Source organism: Rathayibacter sp. AY1A4, from assembly GCF_002930955.1.
Classification (GTDB): domain Bacteria; phylum Actinomycetota; class Actinomycetes; order Actinomycetales; family Microbacteriaceae; genus Rathayibacter.
On record NZ_PSTN01000022.1, the window covers coordinates 23,728 to 47,222 of the forward strand.

Sequence of the window (23,495 nt, forward strand, 5' to 3'; positions counted from 1 at the left end):
TCCGGCCTCCGGGATGCAGGCGGGCGGCGGGCGGTCAGTCGCGCGAGGTCGAGAACGCCGCGTCGAAGGCGTCGGCCGGCGGCGTGATCGCGTTGAGCTTCCTCACGAAGGCCAGGGCCTCGGGGGCGCCGTCGAGGCGGTCCATGCCGGCGTCCTCCCACTCGACGCTCGTCGGGCCGGTGTAGCCGATCGCGTTGAGCGCGCGGAACACCGGCTCCCACGGGACGGCGCCGTGCCCGGTCGAGACGAAGGTCCACCCGCGGCGCGGGTTCGCCCACGGCAGGTGCGAGCCGAGGACGCCGTTGCGGCCGTCGAGGTTGGTGACCGACTCCTTCACGTGAACGTGGAAGATGTGGTCGGCGAAGTCGAGCACGAACGCGACGCTGTCGAGCTGCTGCCAGACGAAGTGCGACGGGTCGAAGTTGAAGCCGAACGAGGCGCGGTGGCCGATCGCCTCGAGGGTGCGCTTGGCGGTCCAGTAGTCGTAGGCGATCTCGCTCGGGTGCACCTCGAGCGCGTAGCGGACGCCGACCTCCTCGAAGACGTCGAGGATCGGGTTCCAGCGGTCGGCGAAGTCCTGGTAGCCGGCGGCGATCCACTCGTCGGAGGCGGGCGGGAACATGGCCACGCCCTTCCAGATCGACGAGCCGGAGAAGCCGTTGACCTGTGTCACGCCGAGCGCGGCGGCGAAGCGGGCGGTGTCCTTGAGGTCCTGGGCGGCGCGCTGCCGCACGCCCTCGGGGTCGCCGTCGCCCCAGACGCGGTCGCTGAGGATGTCGCGGTGGCGCTCGTCGATCGGGTCGTCGCAGACCGCCTGGCCGGTGAGGTGGTTCGAGATCGCGAACACCTGGAGGCCGTTGCGCTCGAGGATGTCCTTCCGGCTCTGCACGTACTCCGCGTCGTCCCAGCGCGCCACGTCGATGTGGTCGCCCCAGCAGGCGATCTCGAGGCCGTCGTAGCCCCACTCCCCCGCGAGGCGCGCCACCTCCTCGAACGGGAGGTCGGCCCACTGGCCGGTGAACAGGGTGATCGGTCGCGTCATCGCGGTGTCCTCACTCGAGTCGCCGCCCGGGTTGGCCCTCCGGGTGCCCTGGCGGCTAATTTGAAGTTCCACGCAACATATCAGGAGCACCCTGACGGAAGGAACGATCATCCGATCGATCGACCGCGCATCGTCGCGCGCCGCCCTCGCCACCGCCACTCCCGCCCCGACGTGGGAGGACGGCCTGATCGTCGGCAGCGGCCGCGTCGGCGCCGTCGTGCACGGCCCCGCCGACTCCCTGACCGTCCCGCTCGCCCACGAGCGCTGGTTCCTCCCCGTCAATCCGCGCCCGGACGCGCCCGACCTCGCCGGCGTCCGCGACGAGCTGCGCGGCGCCCTGCTGGCCGGCGACCCCGACACCGCCACCGCCCTGCTCGCCCGCGCCGCCCGCGACAGCGGCTACGACGGCGGCCTGATCTGGACCGACCCGCTCGGCCTCTGCGCGACCGTCACGCTGCGCACCCCCGGCGGCGTCGCCTCCGCGGTCCGCCTGATCGATCCGCTCGGCGGCGAGGCCGCGGTGGAGTGGACCGACGAGGACGGCGGCCGCCACGCCGTGCGCCTGCTCGCCCCGCACGGCGGCGAGGGCGTCCGGCTGGCTCTGGAGTCCTCCGCGGACACCGTCGTCACCGTCGAGCTCGCGCTCGGGGCCGGCGAGGCGACCTCCTTCGACACCGGCGTGCCCGACGCCTCGGCCGTGGTCTCGTCGCACGTCGAGGGCGGCGCCTCCGCGGTGCTCACGGCCGAGGCGGGCGAGGGCCCGACCGCGATCCGCGCCGTGACGCGGGCGACGAGCGGAGCGACGTGGCGCGTGGCCGGGGGCGCCGCCGTCTCGGACGTGGAGATCTCCACGGGGGTCGCCCGCGTGCTCCGGCTGGACGTCGCGATCGGCGCGGCTCCCGACGCCTCCGCCGACCTCTCCTGGGAGGAGCTGCGCGACGCCCAGCGCGAGGGGCACGGCCGGCTGGTCGGCGCCTCCGTGCTGGATCTCGACGGCGCCTCCGACGCCGAGCTGACCGAGGACCTGTGGGACGCCGCCCGCTCCGGCGACGCGGGCGCCCGTCGCCGCGTGGTCGAGCTGGCCTGGCTGAGCGGCCGGGCCAACATCGTCGCGTCGACCGGCGAGCTGCCGCCGACGCTGCAGGGCGTCTGGCAGGGCACCTGGCGGCCGGCCTGGTCGGCCGACTACACGCTGAACGGCAACGTTCAGAACGGCGCGATGGCGGGGATGATCCCGACCGGCACGCCCGAGCTGGCGCTGTCGATCCTGGAGCTGGTGCTGCCGCACCTCGACGACTACCGCGAGAACGCGCGCCTCGTCTACGGGGCGGAGGGGATGCTCCTGCCGTCGCGGATGTCGACCCACGGCCGCGCCGACCACTTCGCGGCGAGCTACCCGCACCTCTTCTGGACGGGCTGCGGCGGCTGGGTGCTGCGCCTGGCCGCCGACGCCGTCGCGGCCACGGGAGACCGCGGCATCGTCGACGACCGGCTGTGGGAGCTGGCCGAGGGCGTGCTGCGCTTCGCCGAGACCGGGACGACCGTGGTCGACGGGGTGCGCCGGATCGTCCCCTCCTACTCCCCCGAGAACACACCGGGTGGTGCGCGCTCGCCGATAGCCGTCGATGCGACGATCGACGTCGCCGTGCTGCGGGACGCCGCGCGGGCGACGGCGCTGCTCGGCCGGGCCCGCGGCGACGACTCGCTCGACGAGCGCTGGGCGCGGGTGGTCGCGGAGCTGCCGGAGTACCGGGTCGCCGAGGACGGCACGCTGGCGGAGTGGATCGACCCGCGGTTCGCGGAGGAGATCGCGCACCGGCACGCGTCGCAGCTGTACCCGCTCTGGTACGCGGGCGACGCGGCCTTCGAGGGGCCCGGCGCCTCCGCGGTGCGGCTGCGGGCCGCCGCGGCGGCGACGGTGGCGGCGAAGATCGCGTGGCGGGCCGAGGCGCCGACCGCTCCTCCCGGGCGGATGGAGATGGCGTTCGGGCTGGTGCAGGTGGGCGTCGCGGCGGCGGCGCTGGGTGACGGGGAGGCGGCGCTGACCTGCGCGGAGTGGCTCGCGGTCGAGCACTGGTCACCGACGCTGACGACCCGGCACGACGCGGGGCGGATCTTCAACCTCGACGCCAGCGGCGGACTGCCGGGGCTCGTGGCGGCGATGCTGCTGGGATCGGATGACGAGACGCTGACGGTGCTGCCGGCACTGCCGTCCGCGTGGGCGCGGGGTGCCGTGACGGGGCTGCGCGCACGCGGCGGGGTGGTCGTGGACCGGCTGGAGTGGTCGCCGGGACGGGCGTCGCTGCGGGTGCGGCGGGTGCCGAGCGCGGAGTGGCTGGCACCGGCGGGCGGGACGCGGGTGCGTATGCTGCGCGACGCAGTGCTGCGGGTCGACGGGCGCGAGGTGTCGGGCGGGCTGGAGCTCGGTGCGGAGGCGGTGCGCGTGGACGTGGAGTGGCGCGGCTGAGGGCCCTGCGGAGGGTCCGGCTGCGGCACGCGGAACGAGCTCCGGTCCGCCGACGGAGGCGGAGCAGCGCACCGGGTGTCGTCCCCGCTGGCCGCCGGACCCGCCGTGTGGCCGCGTGGACGTGAGAACGAGACGCGCGCCGGATGCGGTGGGTCGGGTCAGCTCCGCGAGTGCCCGTAGCGGTCGTAGACGCGGTTGCGGGCCGCCCGCTCGGCGGCGGGCAGGCGCTGCGCGTCGGCGATCTCGTAGACGCCGAAGGTGTCGCGCAGGCGCGAGGCCGGGTCGACCTCGACGAAGGTGCACCAGGGCAGCCAGTGGTGGTGGCTGCGCAGGGTCTGGGTCGCGAAGTCGCCGCTCTCGTGGCCGAGGCCGGGCATCGCGTAGCCGATGCTGCCGTCGACGTCGGTCGACTGGCGGGTGTTGCGGTGCAGGAACTCGGCGAAATCGAGGTAGTGCTCGTCGCCCGTGATCAGGTGCAGTCGGTAGTAGCTGTACGAGCAGGCCGCCATGTAGACGTCGGCGCCGCCGCCGAGGGTGATGATGCTCTGTCCGCTGATCGAGTACCGGTTGAAGGGATGCGCCCAGGGCGCGCGGACCGGGAAGGACCACGCGTAGGTCCAGGTCTCCGTGTAGTCGGCGGCGCGGACGGCGCCCTCCAGCCAGCGCGGCTCCTCCGTCAGGTCGTACAGCGCGAGGAAGCCGAACAGCCCGTAGATGCCCGCCTCCTTGTCCTGGATGTCGGCGTTGTCGCAGGTGCCGCCGCGGTACTCCAGCGTGCGGTGGATGTTCGCGAACGACCACTCCCCGGCGCGCACGGCGGACGCGCGGTAGCGCCCCTCCCCCGTCACGAGGTGCAGCTGCACGAGGAAGCGGATCACGCTCGGGGTGTTCGAGCGCGAGTCCATCCGCACCGAGCCGTCCGCGTTGTAGGCGCGGTGGAAGCTGCCGTCGGCGTCCTGCACCTCGAGCAGCCAGTCGGCGGTCCGCCGGCAGAACTCGAGCCAGAGCGGGCGCTCGTCGCCGAGGTCGCGCAGGTGCAGGTAGGCGTCGAGGATCGCCTCGACGCCGTCGGCGAGCATCCGCAGGTAGTGCGGGTACGGCTCGAAGCCGCCGAGCGAGGGGTTGAAGCACATCCGCGGCGGGCCCGACTCGGGCAGCGCGGTCCGCGCCCAGAAGTCGACGATGCCGACGCCCTGCTCGAACGCCTCCGGCACGCCCTCGCGGTCGCCGTAGCGCAGCAGCTGGTAGCCGATGCCGGGCTGCTGCCCGACGAAGCCGAACTGGAAGGAGACGCTCGAGACGTCGAGGTCCGGCAGCTGACAGGCGAACGGCAGGCCCCAGGAGTCGCCGTAGCGGCGGGTGAGGCGCTGGAGGATCGCCATGCCGTGGTGGAAGTGCCGCTCGTTGTCGACCTCGAACAGGTCGTCGCGGAGCCGGGCGTAGGTGCTGCGCCAGGTGGCGCGCATCATCGTCGCGAAGTCGTCGTACCGGCCGAGGTCGACCGCGACGGCGTAGCGCTGGCGGAAGCCGACCTCGACCGGGTGGTTCACCCGCTGCAGGGCCTTCGGGGCGGCGTCGTAGTCGAGGCCGGAGTAGGGGTTGTCGATCGGGCGCTCGCCGTCGGCGCCCGGGTGGAGGTAGTCGATCGACAGGCCCGCGGGCGGCACGTCGAGCGGGGTCCGCACGCCGAAGCCGTAGTAGAGGTAGTTCAGCGTCGTGCCCTGCGGGCGGCTCAGGCCGATCGAGCCGACGGTGCACTCCGGGTCGGTGAAGTTCTCCGAGCGGACCACGTCCAGGCGCGGCAGCGTCGCGTCGGCCGCCCAGCGCGAGAGCGCCACGGTCTCGCCGGTCGCGAGGCTCTGCGCGGCGAACAGCGGCAGCGCGTAGTGCGTCTCGGTGCGCCAGAAGTACTCGCTGCCGGGGTCGCGGCCCATCGCGTCGGCGGGCCCGAAGGCGTTGTCGCGGTACCAGGCGCCGGGGGCGAAGCACTCGTAGTCGCGGAGGTCGTCGGACCCGGTCAGCCCGAGTGAGACGGCGGTGGAGAAGCCGAGGTCGCCGCCGGCCGCCAGCACCTCGACGTCGCGGTGCACGGAGAAGCCGTCGCCCGCGACGCGCCAGACGTCGGTGACGGCGAAGGCCGACCCGGAGCGGACGGTGATCGTCCCGCTCGCGGTGATCGCCCCCTCCGACAGCGAGACGGCGTCGTAGGGCGCGCCGGAGTACTCGCTGATCGCGGCGACGGTCTTGACCGTGACGCGCAGCGGCCGGTCGTTCGCGTAGAGGACGCGCTCGCCCGCGAGCACCTCGAGGCCGCCCGCCTCGACGCGGAGGGTGTAGTCGCCGGAGCGCAGTTCCACGGTGGTCCCTTCCCGGAGGGTCATCTCAGCTCTTCTCGTCGTGCGCGCGGGGGCCGGCCGATGGGGCGGCCCCCGCCGGCTCGTCCTCGAGCCGCTGCGCCCCGGGATCGAAGCGCCGCGAGCCCGGCCGGAACAGCAGCGCCACGCCGCCCTCGACCAGGCCCGCGAGCAGCAGCAGGATCGCGAACGGGATCAGCGAGATCTCGGCCCACGCGCCCATCACCGGCATCACCAGTCCGGCCGCCGTGAAGCTGACCGTGCCGAGGATCGCCGTGACACTGCCCGCCTCGCTCGACGGGCCCTGCAGCGAGAGGTACTGCACCGGGGCGAAGCCGAGCGAGCGGCCGGCCAGCGCGAACGTCAGCGCGCCGACGACGACGAGCAGCGGCTGCGTGCCGGTGAGCGCGAGCACCGCGACCACGACGGCGCCGAGCGCCGTGACGATCGCCGAGGCGGACATCGCGAACCGGGGTCCGAACCGCGGCACGATCACCCGTCCCGTCGTCTGCCCGACCGCGATCGTCACGAGCGAGGTGACCAGGAACAGCAGCCCGTACAGGTCGGGCCCGACGGCGTAGACGTTCGTGTAGAGGAAGGGAGCGGTCGCGAGATACGCGAAGCCGACCGACCAGCCCGCGGCCGAGGCGGCGGCGAGCGCCAGCACGCGCGGCCGGCGGAGCATCCCGAAGGAGTTGCGCAGCGACGGGCCGAGCCCGCCCTGGTGCCGCCGCTCGCGGGGCAGCGTCTCGGGCAGCACCAGGAGCGCGATCACGGTCGCGAGCGCTCCCCAGGCGGCGACCGCGAGGAAGGAGCCGCGCCAGTCGATCACCTTGGTCAGCTGCGCGCCGACGGAGGGCACCAGGATCGGGAAGACAGAGACGATCACGGCGAGGTTCGCGAGCATCGTGACGAGCCGCTTGCCGCTGTAGAGGTCGCGGACGATGGCGGTGACGACGACGCCCGCGGCGGTGCAGGCGGCGCCCTGGACGAAGCGGGCCGAGAGCAGCACGGCGGTGTCGGAGGTCATCGCCGCGACGAGGCTCGCCGCGATGTGCAGCGCCGCCGAGACGCCGAGCGGCCACTTGCGGCCGACCGCGTCGCTGAGCGGTCCTGAGACGAGCTGGCCGGCCGCGAAGCCGAAGGTGGCGCCGGTGACGACCAGCTGGGCGGTCGCCACCGAGACGCCGAGATCGTCCTGCAGCGTCGGCAGGAACGGCAGCACCAGGTCGATGGTGAGCGGCCCGAAGCCGACGAGCATCGCGAAGATCGGCAGCAGGAGGCGGCCGCGGGGCATCGCTTGGACGGCGGGGGAGGCGGTGGAGGCGGTCATGAGCGCGGAGCGCAGGTCACGGAGGGGATCCTGTCCATCAGCTCCCGGCCGAGACCGGGAAGTAGAGCGAGAAGGGTTCGTCGACGACCTCGTGCAGAGGCCGGAAGCGGACGGCGGCGGGCTGGCCGACGGCGCGGTAGCCGCGCAGCCACTGGGTCCACTGCCGCTCGTTGTCGGGGGCGAGCAGGGCGGGGGCGTCCTCGAGGCGCCCCCGCAGCGCGATCTCGCGGTCGACGAGGCCGGCCAGCACGATCGGGCCCTCGACGAAGGCGACCGTGCCCGGCTCGTCCGGGATCGGCACGGCGCGGATCTCGGTGCCGAAGGCGAGGTCGACGCTCGTGCGGCCGCCGGGGTGCTCGATCAGGAGCGCGCCGTCGCCCGCCCGGACGCGCTCGGCGTCGCCCGCGACCCCCGGCTCGCCGACGGTCCACTCCGGCACCCGCAGCCGCACGTGCAGCGCGACCCCCTCCTCCGAGACGATCTCGACCCGGATCCGCGAGGCGGTGGGGCGGTGCACGTCGCCCGCGGCACCCGCGTTGGCGTCCGGGCCGACGTAGCCGGCGGTGTCGAGCACCTCGACCCGCACCGCCGCGTCGCCGGCGGCGGACGGCAGGCGCAGGCTCGCGTCGACGTGCTGCGCGATCGTCAGCTCGGCGTCACCGCCGCGGTAGAAGACGAGCCCGGAGTGGCGCGTGTGCGCCTGCACCAGCGTGCCGTGGCAGCACCAGAAGTCCTCGGTCGGGCTGCCCCAGTCCTTGCGGGCGCCGCCCTCGAGCGGCAGGAAGTAGGCGACCATCCCGGTCCGCGGGTTCTGCTGGGCGAGGAGGCCGTTCCAGAGGTTCCGCTCGATGTAGTCGGCGTAGGAGAGGTCGCCTGTCCAGCGCAGCAGCACGTCGGCCAGCCGGATCATGTTGTAGACGACGCAGTGCTCCTGCGTCTTCTCGCCGCGGCGAGCGGCGAACGCGAAGGGCGGCGTCCAGATCTCGCCGGAGGTCTGACCGCCCGTGCAGAAGGTGCCGCGGAGGGTGACCGCCTGCTCCCAGTAGGCCTCGACGATCCTCCGCCAGCGCTCGTCGCCGGTGACCTCGTAGGCGCGGGCGGCGCCGAGCACCTCGGGGATCGTGGTGTTGGCGTGCATGTTGGTCAGCACGTCGCGGCCCTCGAGCAGGCCCTCGAAGAGGGAGCGGCGGTCGTAGCGGCCGAGCAGCTCGGTGTAGACGGGGTCGCCGGTGATCGCGAGGAGGTCGGCCCAGACCTCGAGCATGCCGCCGGTCTCGACCTCGAGGATCTCCTGGAACGCGGCGTCGTCGAATCCGCGGACCCACTCCAGCAGCGGGACCGTGGCGGCCCGCGCCATCCGCAGCGCCCGCTCGTCGCCGAGGTCGAGGTGCAGGTCGACGAGGCCCATCAGCAGCTTGTGCATCGCGTACTGCGGCGCCCAGACGGGGCGGCCGGTCGCGAGGCGGTCGAGGTAGCCGCGCGGGATCGCCCAGATCCAGCCGCCGCCGTTCTCCTCCTGGCAGCGCTCGAGTCCGTCGAGCACGGAGTCGATCCGGACGCGCAGCAGCGGGTCGCCGGTGACCGCGACCTCGCGGGCCGCGGCGGAGAGCCAGTGGCCGAGGAAGTGCCCGCGCAGCTGCGAGCCCGGCGTCTCCCAGCCCCAGTGCCGGTCGAGGCCGCGCGCCTCGCGCGAGTCCTGCGAGGGGTGCAGGTGCCAGCCCTGGTCGCCGATCCCGGCCTCGATCAGGAAGTTCTGCAGCAGCCCCTCGTCGGTGAGCGAGAGGAGGTAGTCGCGGTTGAGCCGCCGCCGCGCGTCGAGCACCCCGCGCTCCAGGCGGGTCTCGTGCGGGGCCGGGTGGGTCAGCGCCATGGGTGCTCCTCGTCGAGGCGGTGGGTGGTGGGGGTGAGCGGTGCGAGCGGTGGTCGATCGGCGCGGGTCGATCCGCGCGGTGGTCCATCCGACCGAGGGTCGAGATCGATCTCTCGCTGTACTCAGACCAGGATCGACGATAGGAATGGGGACATGCAATCCCCGAGAGTGATCCATCTCGTCGCCGATGACGTGTCCGCCCTCCTCACTCAGTCGGGAGGCGACCTGCCCGTGCTGCTGCACTGGGGTCCGCGACTCGACGCGAGCGACGACGATCTCGCAGCTTTCGCAAGAACTCCCGTGCGGACGGGGATCGAGGGCTCCTCCGACGTCCCCTACGAGCCCGGGATCCTGCCCGAGCACACCTTCGGCTGGGCCGGCCTGCCGGGTCTCCGGGTGCACCGGGAGGGCGCCGGCTGGTCGCCGAGGCTGACCGTGGATACCGTCTCGGTGGACGGGGAGGCCCTCGCGGAGGGCGCGGTCGCGCAGGCCGGCAGCGCCGCCGTGACCGTCGAGGCGCACGACGCGCAGGCCCGGATCGGGGTCGTCCTAGAGATCGTTCTCTCTCCTGCCGGACTGCTCAGGACCCGCGTCTCGGTCCGCAACGACGGCGCCGGGCACCTCGAGGTGATCGGCGTCGACCCCGCCCTCCGGATCTCGACCGAGGCCCGCGAGATCCTGGACTTCTCCGGCCGCTGGGGCACCGAGAAGATCCCCCAGCGCCACCCCGTCGTCACCGGCACCCACTCCCGCTCCTCGCGGCGCGGCCGCACCGGCCTGGACGCGACGACGGTCGTCGCGGTCGGCACCCCCGGCTTCGACTCCGCCGACGGCCGGGTCTGGCTCTGCCACGTCGGCATCGGCGGCAACCACGAGCACGCGGTGGAGCGCGGCGACGGCTGGCTCGCCTTCCGCGGCGGCGAGCTGCTCCTGCCCGGCGAGGTGCGCCTCGCGAGCGGCGAGAGCTACTCCTCCCCCTGGATCTCCGGCAGCTTCGGCCACGGCCTCGACGCCGCGGCCGCCCGCTTCCACGCCCACCTCCGCGGGGTCTCCCGCTCCTCGCGCCGGCCGCGCCCGGTGACGCTCAACGTCTGGGAGGCGGTCTACTTCGACCAGGACCTCGCCGTCCTCGCCGAGCTGGCCGACCGCGCCGCCGCCCTCGGGGTCGAGCGCTACGTGCTCGACGACGGCTGGTTCCTCGGCCGCAGCGACGACCGCGCCGGCCTCGGCGACTGGACGCCCGACCCCGTCGCCTGGCCCGACGGCCTCCTCCCCCTCGCCGAGCACGTCCGCGGCCTGGGCATGGAGTTCGGCCTCTGGGTCGAGCCCGAGATGATCAACGAGGACTCCGACCTCGCCCGCGCGCACCCCGACTGGATCCTGCGGGCCCGCGAGGAGCTGCCGCCGCGGTTCCGCTTCCAGCAGGTGCTCGACCTGACGAACCCCGACGCGTTCGCGCACATCCTCGGCGTGCTCGACGGCCTGGTCGTCGACCTCGGCGTCGCGTACCTCAAGTGGGACCACAACCGCGACCTGATCGACGCGGGCCACCCCGCCACCGGGACGGCCGCGGTGCACGAGCAGACGCTCGCGCTGTACCGGCTGATCGACGAGCTGCGCGCCCGGCACCCGGAGCTCGAGATCGAGAGCTGCGCCTCCGGCGGCGGCCGGGTCGACCTGGGGATCCTCGAGCGCACCGACCGCGTGCACACCTCCGACAACCAGGACCCGCTGGACCGCTCGCGGATGCTGCGCTGGACCGGGCTGCTCGTGCCGCCGGAGATGCTCGGCTCGCACGTCGCCTCGCCGGTCAACTCCGTCACCGGTCGCACCAGCGACCTGCACACCCGCTGCGCGATCGCCCTCCTCGGCCACTTCGGGATCGAGTGGGACCTCCGCGAGCTGGACGCGGAGGAGGAGCCCGTGCTGGCGGGCTGGATCGCGGCGTACCGCGAGCACCGCGGCCTGATCGCGACCGGCCGGGTCGTCGGAGGCGACGACTCCGACCCAGACGCGCCGTCGCTGCGGGGCGTCGTCGCGCCGGACGGCTCGGAGGCGCTGTACACGCTGGTCACGCCCGCGCTGACCGCGGACTCGCGCCGCCGCGTCCGACTCCCGGGCCTGGATCCGCGGGCACGCTACCGGATCGAGACCGCGCGCCCCGGCTCGCTCGGCCCGCCCTGGCAGAGCCCGCACTGGCTGGAGTCGACGGTGCCGCTGGACTCCGACGCCCCGGCCCCCGCCTACCCGGGGAGCCTGCTGGGCGAGGCGGGCCTGGACCTGCCGACCTTCCACGCCGACCGCGCGATCGTCCTGCGGCTCGTCCGCGAGACCGCGTGAGCACCGCCGCCGCCGACCCGTCCGCCACCACCCTGGAGCACCCCGTGAACAGCACCGTCACCGTCGACCTCGACCGCCCCGGCGCCACCATCAGCCGCCACCTCTACGGTCATTTCGCCGAGCACCTCGGCCGGTGCATCTACGACGGCTTCTGGGTCGGCGAGGACTCGCCCGTCCCGAACGAGGGCGGGATCCGCCTGGACGTCGTCGAGGCCCTCCGCGCCCTCGACATCCCCAACCTCCGCTGGCCCGGCGGCTGCTTCGCCGACCGCTACCACTGGACCAACGGCATCGGCCTGCGCGAGGAGCGCCCCGGCCTGATCAACACGCAGTGGGGCGGAGTCGCGGAGGACAACTCCTTCGGCACCCACGAGTTCATGGCGCTCTGCGAGCTGCTCGACGCCGACGCCTACATCTCGGGCAACATCGGCTCCGGCACCGTGCAGGAGATGGCGGACTGGGCCGAGTACCTCACCGGCGCGGGGAAGTCGCCGATGGCCGACCTGCGCCGCTCCCACGGCCGGGAGGAGCCGTGGACCGTCCGCTTCTGGGGGCTCGGCAACGAGACCTGGGGCTGCGGCGGCAACATGCGCGCCGGCGCGTACGCCGACCTGGCGCGGCAGTTCGGGACCTTCGTGCAGAGCGGCAACGACACTCCGCTCTACCGCGTGGCCGCCGGAGCCGACGGCGCCGACACCCACTGGACGCAGACGCTGATGGAGGTGATCCCCGAGATCGAGGGACACCCCTTCTCCTCCGTGCCGTGGGAGTCGGTCTCGGTGCACTACTACACGATCGGCGGCAGCTGGCACGCGAAGGGCAGCGCGACCGACTTCGACGCCGACACCTACTGGAGCACGATCGTGGCCGCGCAGGGGATCGAGGAGCTGCTCCGCTCGCACGCCGCGGTGATGGACGTCCACGACCCCGAGAAGAAGTACGGGATGGTGCTCGACGAGTGGGGCACCTGGTGGGACGTGGAGCCGGGGACCCACCCGGGCTTCCTCTTCCAGCAGAACACGATCCGCGACGCGATGGTCGCGGCCTGGCACTTCGACGTCTTCCACGGCTTCGCCGACCGCCTGACGATGGCGAACATCGCGCAGACGGTGAACGTGCTGCAGGCGATGCTGCTGACCGACCCGGACGGCGGCGAGATGGTCCGCACGCCGACCTACCACGTGTTCGAGATGAACAAGGGGCACCACGACGCGACGGTGCTGCCGACCACGGTCGCCGGCCCGACGCACACGGTCGACGGCCGCGAGATCCCCGTCGCCTCCGCCTCCGCCTCCACGAAGGACGGCCGCGTCCTGGTCTCGCTGACGAACGTCGACCTGGAGGAGCCGCTCGAGGTCTCCCTCGACTTCCGCGGCGGGACCGTGACCGGCGCGACCGGCCGCCTCCTCACCGCCGACCGCCCCGACGCGCACAACCGGCCCGGCGCCGCCGACGAGGTGACCCCCGTCGCCCTCGAGGGCATCGAGACCACGGCGACAGGACTGCGCGTCACGCTGCCCCCGCACTCCTTCGCGACCGTGACGCTGGAGCTGTCGTGATCGCCGCGCGCACGGAGGCCGCCCGCCGCCCGCCGATGGGCTGGAACAGCTGGGACTGCTTCGGCGCCTCGGTGACGGAGGAGGAGGTGCTCGCGAACGCCGAGCACCTCGCCGAGCACCTCCTGCCGCACGGCTGGGACACGGTCGTCGTCGACATCCAGTGGTACGAGCCCGATCCCGGCACGAGCGACTACCAGGAGGTGTCGGAGCCGGTGCTCGACGACTGGGGCCGCCCGCAGCCCGCCGTCGGACGCTTCCCCTCCGCGGCGACGGGCGGGTTCACGGCGCTGGCCGCGCGCGTGCACGCCCTCGGCCTCCGCTTCGGCGTGCACCTGATGCGCGGCGTCCCCCGGCGGGCCGTCGAGCTCGGCCTGCCGGTGCTCGGGGCGGAGGCGACCTGCGCCGACATCGCCGACCGCGGGAACGTCTGCCCGTGGAACCCCGACAACTACGGCGTCGACATGAGCGCGACCGGCGCGCAGCAGTACTACGACTCCGTGATGGCGCAGCTGGCCTCGTGGGGCGTCGACTTCGTGAAGCTCGACGACGTGCTCTACCCGCCGATCCAGGCGGAGGAGATCGCCGCCCTCTCCCGCGCGATCGACGCGACCGGCCGCCCGATGGTGCTGAGCCTCTCGCCCGGCAAGCAGCTCTCGCTCGAGAACCTCGAGCTGCTGCGCTCGACCGCGCAGATGTGGCGGATCTCGGACGACTTCTGGGACGACTGGGCGCACCTGCACGAGCAGTTCCAGCGGGCCGCGCGCTGGGCGCCGCACCAGCGCCCCGGCGCGTGGGCCGACGCCGACATGCTGCCGCTGGGGCGGATCGGCGTGCGCGCGCACGTGGGCGAGGACCGGCTCTCGCGGTTCACGCCCGCGGAGCAGCGGACGCTCGTGACGCTGTGGTGCCTGCTCCGCTCGCCGCTGATGATGGGCGGGCACCTCCCGGACACGCCCGCCGACACTCTCGCGCTGCTGACGAACGGCGACGTCCTCGCGCTCCTCGGCAGCGACGGCAGCCGCGAGATCGTCCGCGACGGCGACCTGGTGGTGTGGTCGGCGTGGCGCGGCGACGAGCAGTGGCGCGGAGTGTTCTGGCTGGGCTCGTCGGCGCGGTCCTACTCGGCGCACCTGGCCGACCTGGGCTGCTCCGGCGCAGCCTCGGCCGTCGATGTGTGGAGCGGCGCCGAGCTGCCGATCGTCGGCGGCGCCGTCGAGCTCGAGCTCGAGCCGCACGGCTGCCGCCTGCTGCGCCTGGCCTGACGCGCGGGCACCGGCCGGGGCGGGCGGGCCCGCCCCGCCCCGCCTCGCCCCTCGCCTCGGCTCGGCGAGAAGCCAGGACTTGTCGCACTCGACGCCCACTGCGACAACTCCTGCGCACTCGCGACCGGCCTCGGGACGCCGGACGCCCGTCGCTCCTGTGCCGAGCACCCCGAGACTCCAGGAGTTCTCGCACTCGAGACCGACTGCGACAACTCCTGCGCACTCGCGGAACCGCGATCGGAGGAGTCCGGCGAGAAGCCAGGACTTGTCGCACTCGACGCCCACTGCGACAACTCCTGCACACTCGCGAGCGGAGGCGGCGGCGGACGCGAAGAGACGCAGGAGGCCGCCGCACTCGAGCTCGAGTGCGACGGCCTCCGGACCGTCAGGAGCAGGCGCCCGCGGGTCAGGACTCCGTGTCGACGAGCGAGTCGAGGTGCGCGAGGTCCTCGGACGAGATCTCGAAGTCGACGTCGGCGTTCTCGACGATGCGCGAGGGCGTCGTCGACTTCGGCAGCGGCAGCACGTCCTTCTCGAGCAGGTAGCGGATGCAGAGCTGCGCCACCGACTTGTCGTACTTCGCGGCGATCTCGCCGATGTCGGAGTTGTCGAGCAGGCCGCCCGTCGCGAGCGGCGAGTAGCCCTCCACGAGGATGCCGTGCTCCTTGCAGTACGCGGTCGTCTCGTCCTGGGTGTTGCCGACGAACCAGCGGATCTGGTTGGCGTGCGGCACCACGTCGGTCGCCGCGATCAGCGACTCCAGATCGGCGACCTGGAAGTTCGAGACGCCGATGGCGCGCGAGCGACCGGCCTCGAGGATCTCCTCCATCGCCTTCCACGCCGCGATGTTGCCCTCGCGGTGGTCGGAGCCCATGTCCTGCCAGGGCCACGGGGCGTGGATGAGGTACAGGTCGACGTGGTCGAGCTCGAGCGCCGCCATGGTGGTCTCGAAGCTCGCCTTCGCGCCCTCGTAGTCCTTCACCTCGGCCGGGAGCTTGGTGGTGATGAACACCTCGTCGCGCGGGACGCCGCTGTCGCGCAGGGCCCGGGCGACGCTCGCCTCGTTGCCGTAGGCGCGGGCGGTGTCGATGTGGCGGTAGCCGGCCTCGAGCGCGGCGGTCGTCGCGTCGTAGGCCTCGGGGCCGTCGGGGATCTGCCAGGTGCCGAACCCGATCTTCGGGATGGCGACTCCGTTGGACAGCGTGAACGTGTCGGTCAGGGCGGGCATGACTCTCCTCTGCATCGGTCTTCTCCGCGGGCCGCCACCGGCGGCGCCGCTCCTTCCACGCTAGGCCGGGCCTCCGGCTCGCGCGGGCCCCTTGCGCTGTGCGCCTCCGGTGCTACGCGGCCGTCGCGCTCCCGGCCGCCGACCCCGCAGAAGTCGCAGGTCTCGCGCTCGAGCACCGCGACTTCTGCGGACTCGCGAGCCGGCACCACCGGCCCGCCCCCGCGAGCGGCCGGCGCCTCCCCCTGAGGCGCCGACCGCTCAGCCTCGCGCCACCGACCAGGGGGTCCGCAGCGCCCGCTCGGCGAGCAGCCGCCGCTCCCCCGTGATCGATACCTCCGCCGTCACTGCCGCGTCCGCCGCCGAGGCGCCGGCCGTCAGCCGCAGCGGCCCCGGGTCCACGGCGAGCCGGCCGTCCTCCCCCGTCACCGCGAGCCGGGCCGCGTCGACGTGGAAGTGCACCGTCAGCGTCTCGCCCGCCGCGATCGGCACGCGCGCGAAGCCGATCAGCTGCGCGACCGGCCGCACCACCGCAGACGTCGGATAGCCCGCGTAGAGCTGCACCACCTCGACCGTGTCGGCGCCGTCGTTCCGGAGCGATACCGCCACGTCGAGCGATCCGCCGACCGGCAGCTCCGCCGCCGTCGCCAGCTCCGTGTACGTCACCGCGCCGCGGGTCAGCCCGTAGCCGAACGGGTAGAGCGGAGTCGCGTCCAGCGCCGTGATCCCGGGGTTCGAGAGCCCGAGCGACGGCTGCAGGTACGTGGTCGACGCGGACGGGAGCCGCGGGATCTGCACGGGCAGGCGCCCGGTCGGAGCCACGCGGCCCGAGAGCACCCCGGCGACCGCGGCCGCCCCGTCCGCTCCCGGGAAGAACGCCTGCACGAGTCCGCGCGCCGCTCCGAACGCCCCGAGCGCGTAGGGCCGGCCCGAGAGGACGACCACCACGGTGGGCACGCCGGTCTCGAGCACGGCCGTCACCAGCGGCTCCTGCGCTCCGGGGAGGCGGAGGTCGGCCGCGTCGCAGCCCTCGCCCGAGGTGCCGTCGCCGAAGAGCCCGGCGATGTCGCCGACCACGACGACCGCCGCATCGGAGCCGCGGACGAGGTCCACCGCCTCCTGCACGCCGGCGGTCGACGCGGAGGTGATCGAGCCACCCTCCGCGAAGCGCACGCGCGACGCTCCGAACTCCTCCTGCAGCGCCGTCAGCACGGTCGGGATCGACAGGCCGAGGTCGTGCCCGGGGTGCTTGGAGAGCACGTGGTTGGGGAACGCGTAGCAGCCGACCAGGCTGCGGAACTGGTCCGCGGCCGGTCCCACGACGGCGAGCGAGCCGGAGGACAGCAGCTCCGCGACGTCCTCGTCGCGCAGCAGCACGACCGACTCCTCCGCGATCCGCGACGAGATCGCGCGGTTGCGGGCACTGTCGAGGTCGACCTCCTCGGCCCCCTCGGGCACCAGCGAGCCGCCGTCGAGCAGGCCCGCCTCGAACTTGTGGCGCAGGTGCCTGGCCACGGAGCGGTCGAGGTCGGCCTCGTCGACGACGCCCTCGCGGATCAGGCGCGGCAGCTCGCCGTACGCCGCCGTCTGCGGCAGCTCGACGTCGACCCCGGCGTGCAGCGCCAGGCGCCCCGCGTCGGCCGCGTCGACCGCCACGTGGTGCATGGCCTGGAGGAACGGCACCGCCCAGTAGTCGGCGACGACCGTGCCCTCGAAGCCCCAGCGGTCGCGGAGCAGCGTCGTCAGCAGGTGCCGGCTGGCGCTGCTGGGTACGCCGTCGATGTCGGTGTACGAGGTCATCACGCTGCGGGCTCCGCCGTGCCGCAGGGCGGCCTCGAACGGAGGCAGCACCGTGTCGGCGAGCTCGCGCGGTCCCATGCTCACGGGTCCGTGGTTGCGGGCGCCGCGGGAGGCGGCGTACCCGGCGAAGTGCTTCAGCGTCGCGACGACACCGGTCCCCTCCAGCCCCGCCACGTAGGCGGCGCCGAGCTGCGAGACCAGGTACGGGTCCTCGCCGAGGGTCTCCTCGACGCGGCCCCAGCGGTAGTCCTTCACGACGTCGACGACCGGGGCGAGGCCCTGGTGGATGCCGAGGGCGCGCATGTCCGAGCCGATCGCCTCCGCCATCTCGCCCACGAGCTCCTCGTGGAAGGTGGCCGCCCAGGCGAGCGGAGTGGGGAACGCGGTCGCGCCGTACGCGGCCAGGCCGGTGAGGCACTCCTCGTGCGCGATGGCCGGGATGCCGAGGCGGCTGCCGGCGACCACGCGCTCCTGCAGCTCGCGGAGCCGACGGACGCCCTCCGGGACGGTGACCGGCTCGGTGCCGAACACGCGGGTCAGCTGGCCGAGGCCGCCGGTGAAGAGGTCGTCGCCCGCGGCGGGCCCGTCGTCGAGCTTCGGAGCGAAGTCGTCGGCGGAGTCGGTGAGCCAGACGGAGCCGAGCTGCGCCGCCTTCTCCTCGAGGGTGAGTTCCTGGGTCAGGAGGCGGGCGCGCTCGGCCGGAGGCAGAGCGCGGTCCCGCCAGTCCCGCCCGGGAGGACGCGCGGCGTCCGTCCCGGGCAGTGCTGGGGAAGCGTCGTGCATCAGCCCTTGAACGCCCCGTCCATGATCCCGGACACCATCCGGCGGCCGACGAAGAAGAACGCGATCAGCAGCGGGAGGGTGGCCATGAACGATCCGCCCATCGCCAGGGCGACGTCGATCGAGCGGTTGGCCTGCAGCTGCTTCAGCGCGATCTGCACCGTGAACAGCTCCGGCGACTTGAGGACGATGAACGGCCACATGAAGTCGTTCCAGACCGCGGTGAACGTGATCAGTCCGAGGACGAACGCCGCGGGGCGGACCACCGGGAAGGCGATGCGCCAGAACAGCTGCCACGAGTTGGCGCCGTCGATGCGGGCCGCCTGGATCAGCTCGTCGCTGACCGTCGTGGACATGTGCTGCCGCATCCAGAAGATGCCGAAGGCGCTGGCCAGGCCCGGCACGATGATCGCCTGGAGGGTGTCGACCCAGTCGAGCGCCGAGACGATCAGGTACTGCGGGATGATGCTCAGCTGCGCCGGCACCGTCATGGTCAGCAGCACGATGAGGAACAGCACGTTGCGGCCCGGGAACTGCAGCTTCGCGAAGGCGAAGCCGGCCATCGCGCAGAGGATCGCCGAGATGACGGCGATGCTCAGCGACACGATGAGGCTGTTCAGCATCGAGGCGATGAACGGGACGGTGTCGAACACCTTCTCGGCGATCGCCATGAAGTTCGTGCCCGGGTACAGGCGCGGCGGGATCGACGTGACGGCGGTCGCTCCGACCGACGCGACGACGAACATGTAGTAGAGCGGGAAGATCGAGACGAGCACCGCGATCACGAGGAAGACGTAGGTCGGCCAGCCGACTCCGCCGCCCTTCCCGCGCCGCTTCGGCAGCTGTGCCTTCTGGACCGTGGGGGCCAGCGTCTGCGGGACGGCCTGGTCGATCACATCCGACATCAGACGGCCTCCTTCCGGGTGCGGGTGGAGAGGTAGAAGTTGAGGAGGGAGACGAGGACCACGATCACGAACAGCACGACGCCGATGGCGGATCCGTAGCCGAACTTGAACTGGCCGAAGCCCTGCTCGTAGAGGAAGAGCGCCAGCGTCTGGCACTGCCGGCCGGCGCCGCAGGTGAGGCCCGATTCGGGAGCCACCAGGAGCGCCTCCGTGAAGATCTGCAGACCGCCGATGGTCGACATGATCACGGTGAAGACGATGATCGGGCGCAGCGCCGGGATCGTCAGGTGGCGGAACTGCTGCCAGCTGGACGCGCCGTCGACGGAGGCCGCCTCGAACATCTCGCGGGGCAGCGACTGCAGGCCCGCCAGGTAGAGGAGCGTGTTGTAGCCGAACCAGCGCCAGAAGACCATCGTCGAGATGACGATCCAGGAGCCGTAGTTCGTGGCGAGGAAGTTGATCGACGGCAGTCCGAAGATGCCGAGGAACCAGTTGATCAGGCCGAAGTTCTTGTCGAAGATCTGCGCGAACACGATCGCGGTCGCCGCGACGGAGGTGATGTACGGCACCAGCAGCGCCATGCGGAAGAAGTTCGCCCAGCGGAGGCGGGCGTGGTTCAGCAGGTGCGCGAGGAAGAGGGCGAACAGCAGCTGGGGCACCGTCGAGATGATGAAGATGCCGAAGGTGTTGACCAGCGCGTTCCAGAACCGGGAGTCGGCGAAGAGCTGCTGGAAGTTCGCGATGCCGACGAAGGTCTGCTCGCCGATCGGGTTCCAGTCGAAGAGCGAGACGTAGAACGTGAACAGGAGCGGGAAGAGCCCGAAGACGATGAAGATGATGAAGAAGGGCGCGACGTACGCGTAGGGGGCGATCCGCTCCGAGAGGGAGTTGCGGATCCGCGCGGCCTTCTGGACCGGCGCGCTGGGCTGCTTGCGCTGCTTGCGGGGTGGTGCTGCTGTCACCGTTGACACGGGAGTACCTCCGTCGAGAAAGGGGGGAGGGGCCCGGCGCGCGAGGCGCCGGGCCGCTCGGGTGGGTGGGGCGATCAGCCGCCGATGGCCTGCTTGGCCGTGTCGAGTGCGGTCGACCACGCCTTGTCGGAGGTGACGTTGCCGGCCTCCAGCTCGACGAGGGTGTTGAGGAGCGCCCCGTTGATGGGGGTGGTGTCCGGTCCGTTGTAGAAGGACGGGAACTGCTCGACGGAGGTGGCCATGACCTCGCCGATCTTCGAGTCGCCGAAGAACGGGTCGGTGTACGACTGGACCTCTTCGCTGGCGACCGCCTCGGTGGCGGCGGGCAGCGTGCCCGAGGCCTTGAAGTGGTCGGTCTGGCCCTCGGCCGACATCATCGTCTTGATGTACTGCCAGGCGGCCTCGGGGTGCTCGGCGCGGGCGGGGATGGCGATGACGCTGCCGCCCCAGTTGCCGCCGATGCCGGGGACGCTGGTGACGCGCCAGTTGCCGGCGGTGTCGGGGGCGTCGGTCTTGATGCCGGCGAGGATCCACGAGGGGGCGATCGTCACGGCGAAGGCGCCGTTCGCGCGGCCCGGGGCCCAGCCCGAGGACCAGGCGGCGATGCCGGCGCTGATGCCGGCGTCCTTGGTGTCCACGGCGACCTGGAACGCGTCCTTCACCTGCGGGTTGGTGTCGTAGACCAGCTCGCCGTCGGGCGAGTAGTACTTCTCCGAGACCTGGTTGACGGTCGAGAAGAAGACGCTGGTCTCGATGTTGTCGACGAACGGCTTGCCGGTCGCCTCGGTGTACTTCTTGCCGGTCTCGATGAAGGACGGCCAGTCCTTCCAGAGCTCGGCGACCTGGTCGGGCTCGGTCGGCAGGCCGGCCTGCTCGAAGAGGTCGGCGCGGTAGGCGAAGCCCAGTCCGCCGACGTCGGTCGGGACGCCCACGACGGAGCCGTCATCGGCGGTCGCGGCGGAGGCGGCCCACGGGAGGTAGGTGGAGGCGACGTCGTCGCCGCCGAGGGTGCGCAGGTCGAGGAAGTTCGAGCTGTTGGCGACGAACTGGGGCAGGTCGTCGTTCTGGATCATGACCAGGTCGGGCACCTTGCCGCCGGCGAGGGCCGCGGTGAGGGCGGTGGCGGTCTCGGTCGTGCTGCCGACCTCGGAGAGCTTGATCTTCGCGTCGGGCATCTTCGCGAGGTACTCGTCGACGCTGTCCTTGGCGTTGATGCCGGTGAAGGACCAGAAGGTGGCTTCGGCGTTCGGGTCGTCCGAGGCGCCTCCTCCCCCTCCGGACGAGCACCCGGTCAGGGTGAGCGCGACTACTGCTGCTGCGGCGGCTACGGCCGTCAGGCTTCTTTTCACGACAATTCCTCTTCGTTGGGGATTCGCAGGGTTTCGGTGAGGGCAGGCCTCAGAGAACGATCTCTTGGCGGCCAACCTAACCCGCCCGCGAGCACGATGCAAGCGAGAACCGGTCTCCGCGAGATAACGATCTCCGCCTAGTATCAAAGGGAAGTTTCGCAAATCGAGCAGTTCCGGACGGCCGCCCGCCGCCCCGTGCGAGTCTTCACTCCGACGTTCTCCCCACCGTGCTCCGCGGGGAGGCGCGGAAGCCGGAACCTCCCCTCGCAGAAGGAAGCAGCATGACTCGACCCACGCTGGTGGACGTCGCCCAGGCCGCGGGCGTCTCGCGCGCCACCGCCGCCCGGGTGCTCGCAGGCGGCACCAATGTCGACGTCCGGATGACCGCCGCGGTCGAGCGCGCCGCGAAGTCCCTCGGCTACGAGGCGAACAGCGCAGCCCGGATGCTCCGCGGCGGGCGGGCCGGGGCCATCGCACTGATCGTCGCCTTCAACGAGCTCGACAGCCTCACCGGGACGTTCTTCACCTCGGTGCTGAAGGGCGCCGCGAAGGGCCTCTACGCCGGCGAGGTGCAGCCCGTGCTGCTGCCCGCCGACCACGACGACAGCGACCGCATCCCCCGCTTCCTCCGCTCGCGGGCCGTCGACGGCGCGATCGTGATCCTCCAGCACGAGATCACCCACCTCGCCCAGGCGCTGGCCGACTCCCCCGTGCCGATCGCCTGGGTCGGCCGCCCGCGGGTCGCCCTGCCCGAGGACGCGATCGTCATCGACTCCGACAACTACGGAGGCGGCCGCCTCGCCGCCCGCGCGCTCGCCGACTCCGGCCGCCGGCACCTGGGCATCATCGCCGGCCCGCACGACATGGAGCCCGCCCGCGACCGTATCCGCGGCTGGCGCGACGAGCTGACCGAGCTCGGCCTCGACTCCAGCCCGATCGTGCACGGCGCCTTCACCCTCGAGAGCGGTTCCGCCGCGATGGCCCGCCTCCTGCAGCGCCACCCCGACCTCGACGGCGTCTTCGCCTCCTCCGACCTGATGGCCAACGGCGCGATCCGTGTCCTGCAGGCGTCCGGCCGCCGCGTCCCCGCCGACGTCTCCGTGATCGGCTTCGACGACGTCGTCATCGCGACCACCTCGGATCCGACCCTCACGACCATCCGCCAGCCCCTGGAGGACATGGGCCGCGTCGCCGCCGAGACCGTCGTCGCCGTCGTGCAGGGCCGCCCCGTCGACCGGCAGCCGATCCTCGCGACGACCCTCGTGCAGCGCGAGTCCGCATGACCCCGCCTCCCCCGCACCGCCTGATCGTCAGCACCGACGCCGCGAACGAGGCCGACGACCAGTTCGCGATCGTCCAGGCGCTGCTGACCGACACCCTCGACGTCCGCGGTCTGGTGGCGGCGCACTTCGGCCGGCCGGGGAGCATGCCGGAGTCGCGCGCCGAGATCGACCGCATCGTGGAGTTGGCGGGAGCGACGGTGACCGTCGTCGACGGCGCCGAGTCGGCCCTGCCCGCCGAGGCGTCGGACGGCGCCCGCCTGATCGTCGCGGAGGCGCTGCGCGACGCCGGCCGACTGTGGATCGCCGTGCTCGGGCCGCTGACCGACGTCGCCGCCGCCCTGCTGCTCGAGCCGTCGATCGCCTCCCGCGACGTCGTGGTCGTCTGGGTCGGCGGCCCGCCCTACGATGAGATCCCCGCCTACAGCCCCGAGTTCAACCTGATCAACGACGTCGACGCCGCGAACCGCGTCCTCGAGTCGGGCATCGCCCTGTGGCAGATCCCGATGCCCGTGTACTCCGGAGTCGGAGTCGGGCACGCCGAGCTGCGGACCCGGCTGCGCGGCACGAGCCCGCTCGGGGACTACCTCGTGGACCAGCTGATCGCGTTCAACGAGACCATCCCGTACGGGCCGCTCGACTTCCGGTCGCTGGGCGACAGCCCGGCCATCGGCGCCGTGATGAACCCCGCCGGCGGACGCTGGCGGGAGCGCCGCGCACCGCGGTTCTCCGCGGACGGCGAGCTCCTGCCCGACGCAGGACCGCACACGATCCGGGTCTGCGAGGCGTTCGACACCCGCTGGCTGATCGAGGACCTGTTCGCGAAGCTCGTGGAGTTCGGGGAGCGGTCGGGCGGCGAGCGCTGATGGTCCCTCGTGGCGAGGCATCCGATGCGTGCGCTCGCTGAACAAACGAAGGCCTTCTGCGATGCGAGCGGACACCGCGGGTTGCTCGCACG

General features: G+C 72.7%; 15 protein-coding genes. 6 read left to right on the forward strand and 9 right to left on the reverse strand.

The annotated features are described in order from the left end of the window. Positions 1–34: 34 nt before the first annotated feature. Complete coding sequence (locus C5B92_RS12940; protein WP_104226056.1) at positions 35–1,042, reverse strand: sugar phosphate isomerase/epimerase; 1,008 nt, start codon at positions 1,040–1,042, stop codon at positions 35–37. Between the two features lie 118 nt (positions 1,043–1,160). Between C5B92_RS12940 and C5B92_RS17545 the strand changes: the two genes are divergently transcribed. Continuing rightward, a complete protein-coding gene (locus tag C5B92_RS17545; RefSeq protein ID WP_374952933.1) occupies positions 1,161–3,509 on the forward strand; it encodes a glycoside hydrolase family 95-like protein in 2,349 nt (782 codons plus the stop codon). Between the two features lie 158 nt (positions 3,510–3,667). On the opposite strand, the gene C5B92_RS12950 is transcribed toward C5B92_RS17545, so the two are convergent. The 3 genes from C5B92_RS12950 to C5B92_RS12960 are packed head-to-tail and all read right to left on the reverse strand — an operon-like array spanning position 3,668 to position 9,066. Then, entirely contained in the window at positions 3,668–5,890 is a 2,223-nt protein-coding gene (locus C5B92_RS12950) for a hypothetical protein (protein ID WP_219814353.1), read from the reverse strand. Position 5,891: 1 nt separating this feature from the next. Further along, a complete protein-coding gene (locus tag C5B92_RS12955; RefSeq protein WP_104248021.1) occupies positions 5,892–7,196 on the reverse strand; it encodes a multidrug effflux MFS transporter in 1,305 nt (434 codons plus the stop codon). Between the two features lie 37 nt (positions 7,197–7,233). Beyond that, a complete protein-coding gene (locus C5B92_RS12960) occupies positions 7,234–9,066 on the reverse strand; it encodes a beta-L-arabinofuranosidase domain-containing protein (RefSeq protein ID WP_181028827.1) in 1,833 nt (610 codons plus the stop codon). Between the two features lie 153 nt (positions 9,067–9,219). On the opposite strand from C5B92_RS12960, the gene C5B92_RS12965 reads away from it, so the two are divergent. The 3 genes from C5B92_RS12965 to C5B92_RS12975 are packed head-to-tail and all read left to right on the forward strand — an operon-like array spanning position 9,220 to position 14,227. Continuing rightward, positions 9,220–11,406 (forward strand): alpha-galactosidase, encoded by a 2,187-nt coding sequence (locus C5B92_RS12965; protein WP_104350475.1) that lies wholly within the window; start codon positions 9,220–9,222, stop codon positions 11,404–11,406. Next, on the forward strand, positions 11,403–12,965 hold the full coding sequence (locus tag C5B92_RS12970; protein WP_308471284.1) for an alpha-L-arabinofuranosidase C-terminal domain-containing protein: 1,563 nt from the start codon (positions 11,403–11,405) through the stop codon (positions 12,963–12,965). Before C5B92_RS12965 ends, C5B92_RS12970 begins: the two co-directional genes overlap by 4 nt. Continuing rightward, a complete protein-coding gene (locus C5B92_RS12975) occupies positions 12,962–14,227 on the forward strand; it encodes a glycoside hydrolase family 27 protein (RefSeq protein ID WP_258061435.1) in 1,266 nt (421 codons plus the stop codon). The genes C5B92_RS12970 and C5B92_RS12975 overlap by 4 nt, the downstream gene beginning before the upstream one ends. Before the next feature lie 406 nt (positions 14,228–14,633). Here C5B92_RS12975 and C5B92_RS12980 read toward each other — a convergent pair whose 3' ends face one another. The 5 genes from C5B92_RS12980 to C5B92_RS13000 all read right to left on the reverse strand — a co-directional run bounded on the left by C5B92_RS12980 (position 14,634) and on the right by C5B92_RS13000 (position 21,257). Further along, positions 14,634–15,455 (reverse strand): aldo/keto reductase, encoded by an 822-nt coding sequence (locus C5B92_RS12980; protein ID WP_104226493.1) that lies wholly within the window; start codon positions 15,453–15,455, stop codon positions 14,634–14,636. Positions 15,456–15,713: 258 nt separating this feature from the next. Continuing rightward, positions 15,714–18,035, reverse strand: a complete 2,322-nt coding sequence (locus C5B92_RS12985) for a glycoside hydrolase family 3 N-terminal domain-containing protein (protein WP_104350470.1) — start codon at positions 18,033–18,035, stop codon at positions 15,714–15,716. Continuing rightward, positions 18,035–18,937, reverse strand: coding sequence for a carbohydrate ABC transporter permease (locus tag C5B92_RS12990; protein WP_104224678.1), 903 nt, complete (start codon positions 18,935–18,937; stop codon positions 18,035–18,037). Before C5B92_RS12990 ends, C5B92_RS12985 begins: the two co-directional genes overlap by 1 nt. Then, entirely contained in the window at positions 18,937–19,899 is a 963-nt protein-coding gene (locus C5B92_RS12995; RefSeq protein ID WP_104224677.1) for a carbohydrate ABC transporter permease, read from the reverse strand. The genes C5B92_RS12990 and C5B92_RS12995 overlap by 1 nt, the downstream gene beginning before the upstream one ends. A gap of 83 nt (positions 19,900–19,982) precedes the next feature. Beyond that, entirely contained in the window at positions 19,983–21,257 is a 1,275-nt protein-coding gene (locus tag C5B92_RS13000) for an extracellular solute-binding protein (RefSeq protein WP_104226495.1), read from the reverse strand. Positions 21,258–21,538: 281 nt separating this feature from the next. Here C5B92_RS13000 and C5B92_RS13005 point away from each other — a divergent pair, with 281 nt between their 5' ends. Further along, complete coding sequence (locus C5B92_RS13005) at positions 21,539–22,540, forward strand: LacI family DNA-binding transcriptional regulator (protein ID WP_104274187.1); 1,002 nt, start codon at positions 21,539–21,541, stop codon at positions 22,538–22,540. Beyond that, on the forward strand, positions 22,537–23,403 hold the full coding sequence (locus tag C5B92_RS13010) for a nucleoside hydrolase (RefSeq protein WP_104274186.1): 867 nt from the start codon (positions 22,537–22,539) through the stop codon (positions 23,401–23,403). Before C5B92_RS13005 ends, C5B92_RS13010 begins: the two co-directional genes overlap by 4 nt. The last annotated feature ends 92 nt before the right edge of the window (positions 23,404–23,495 follow it).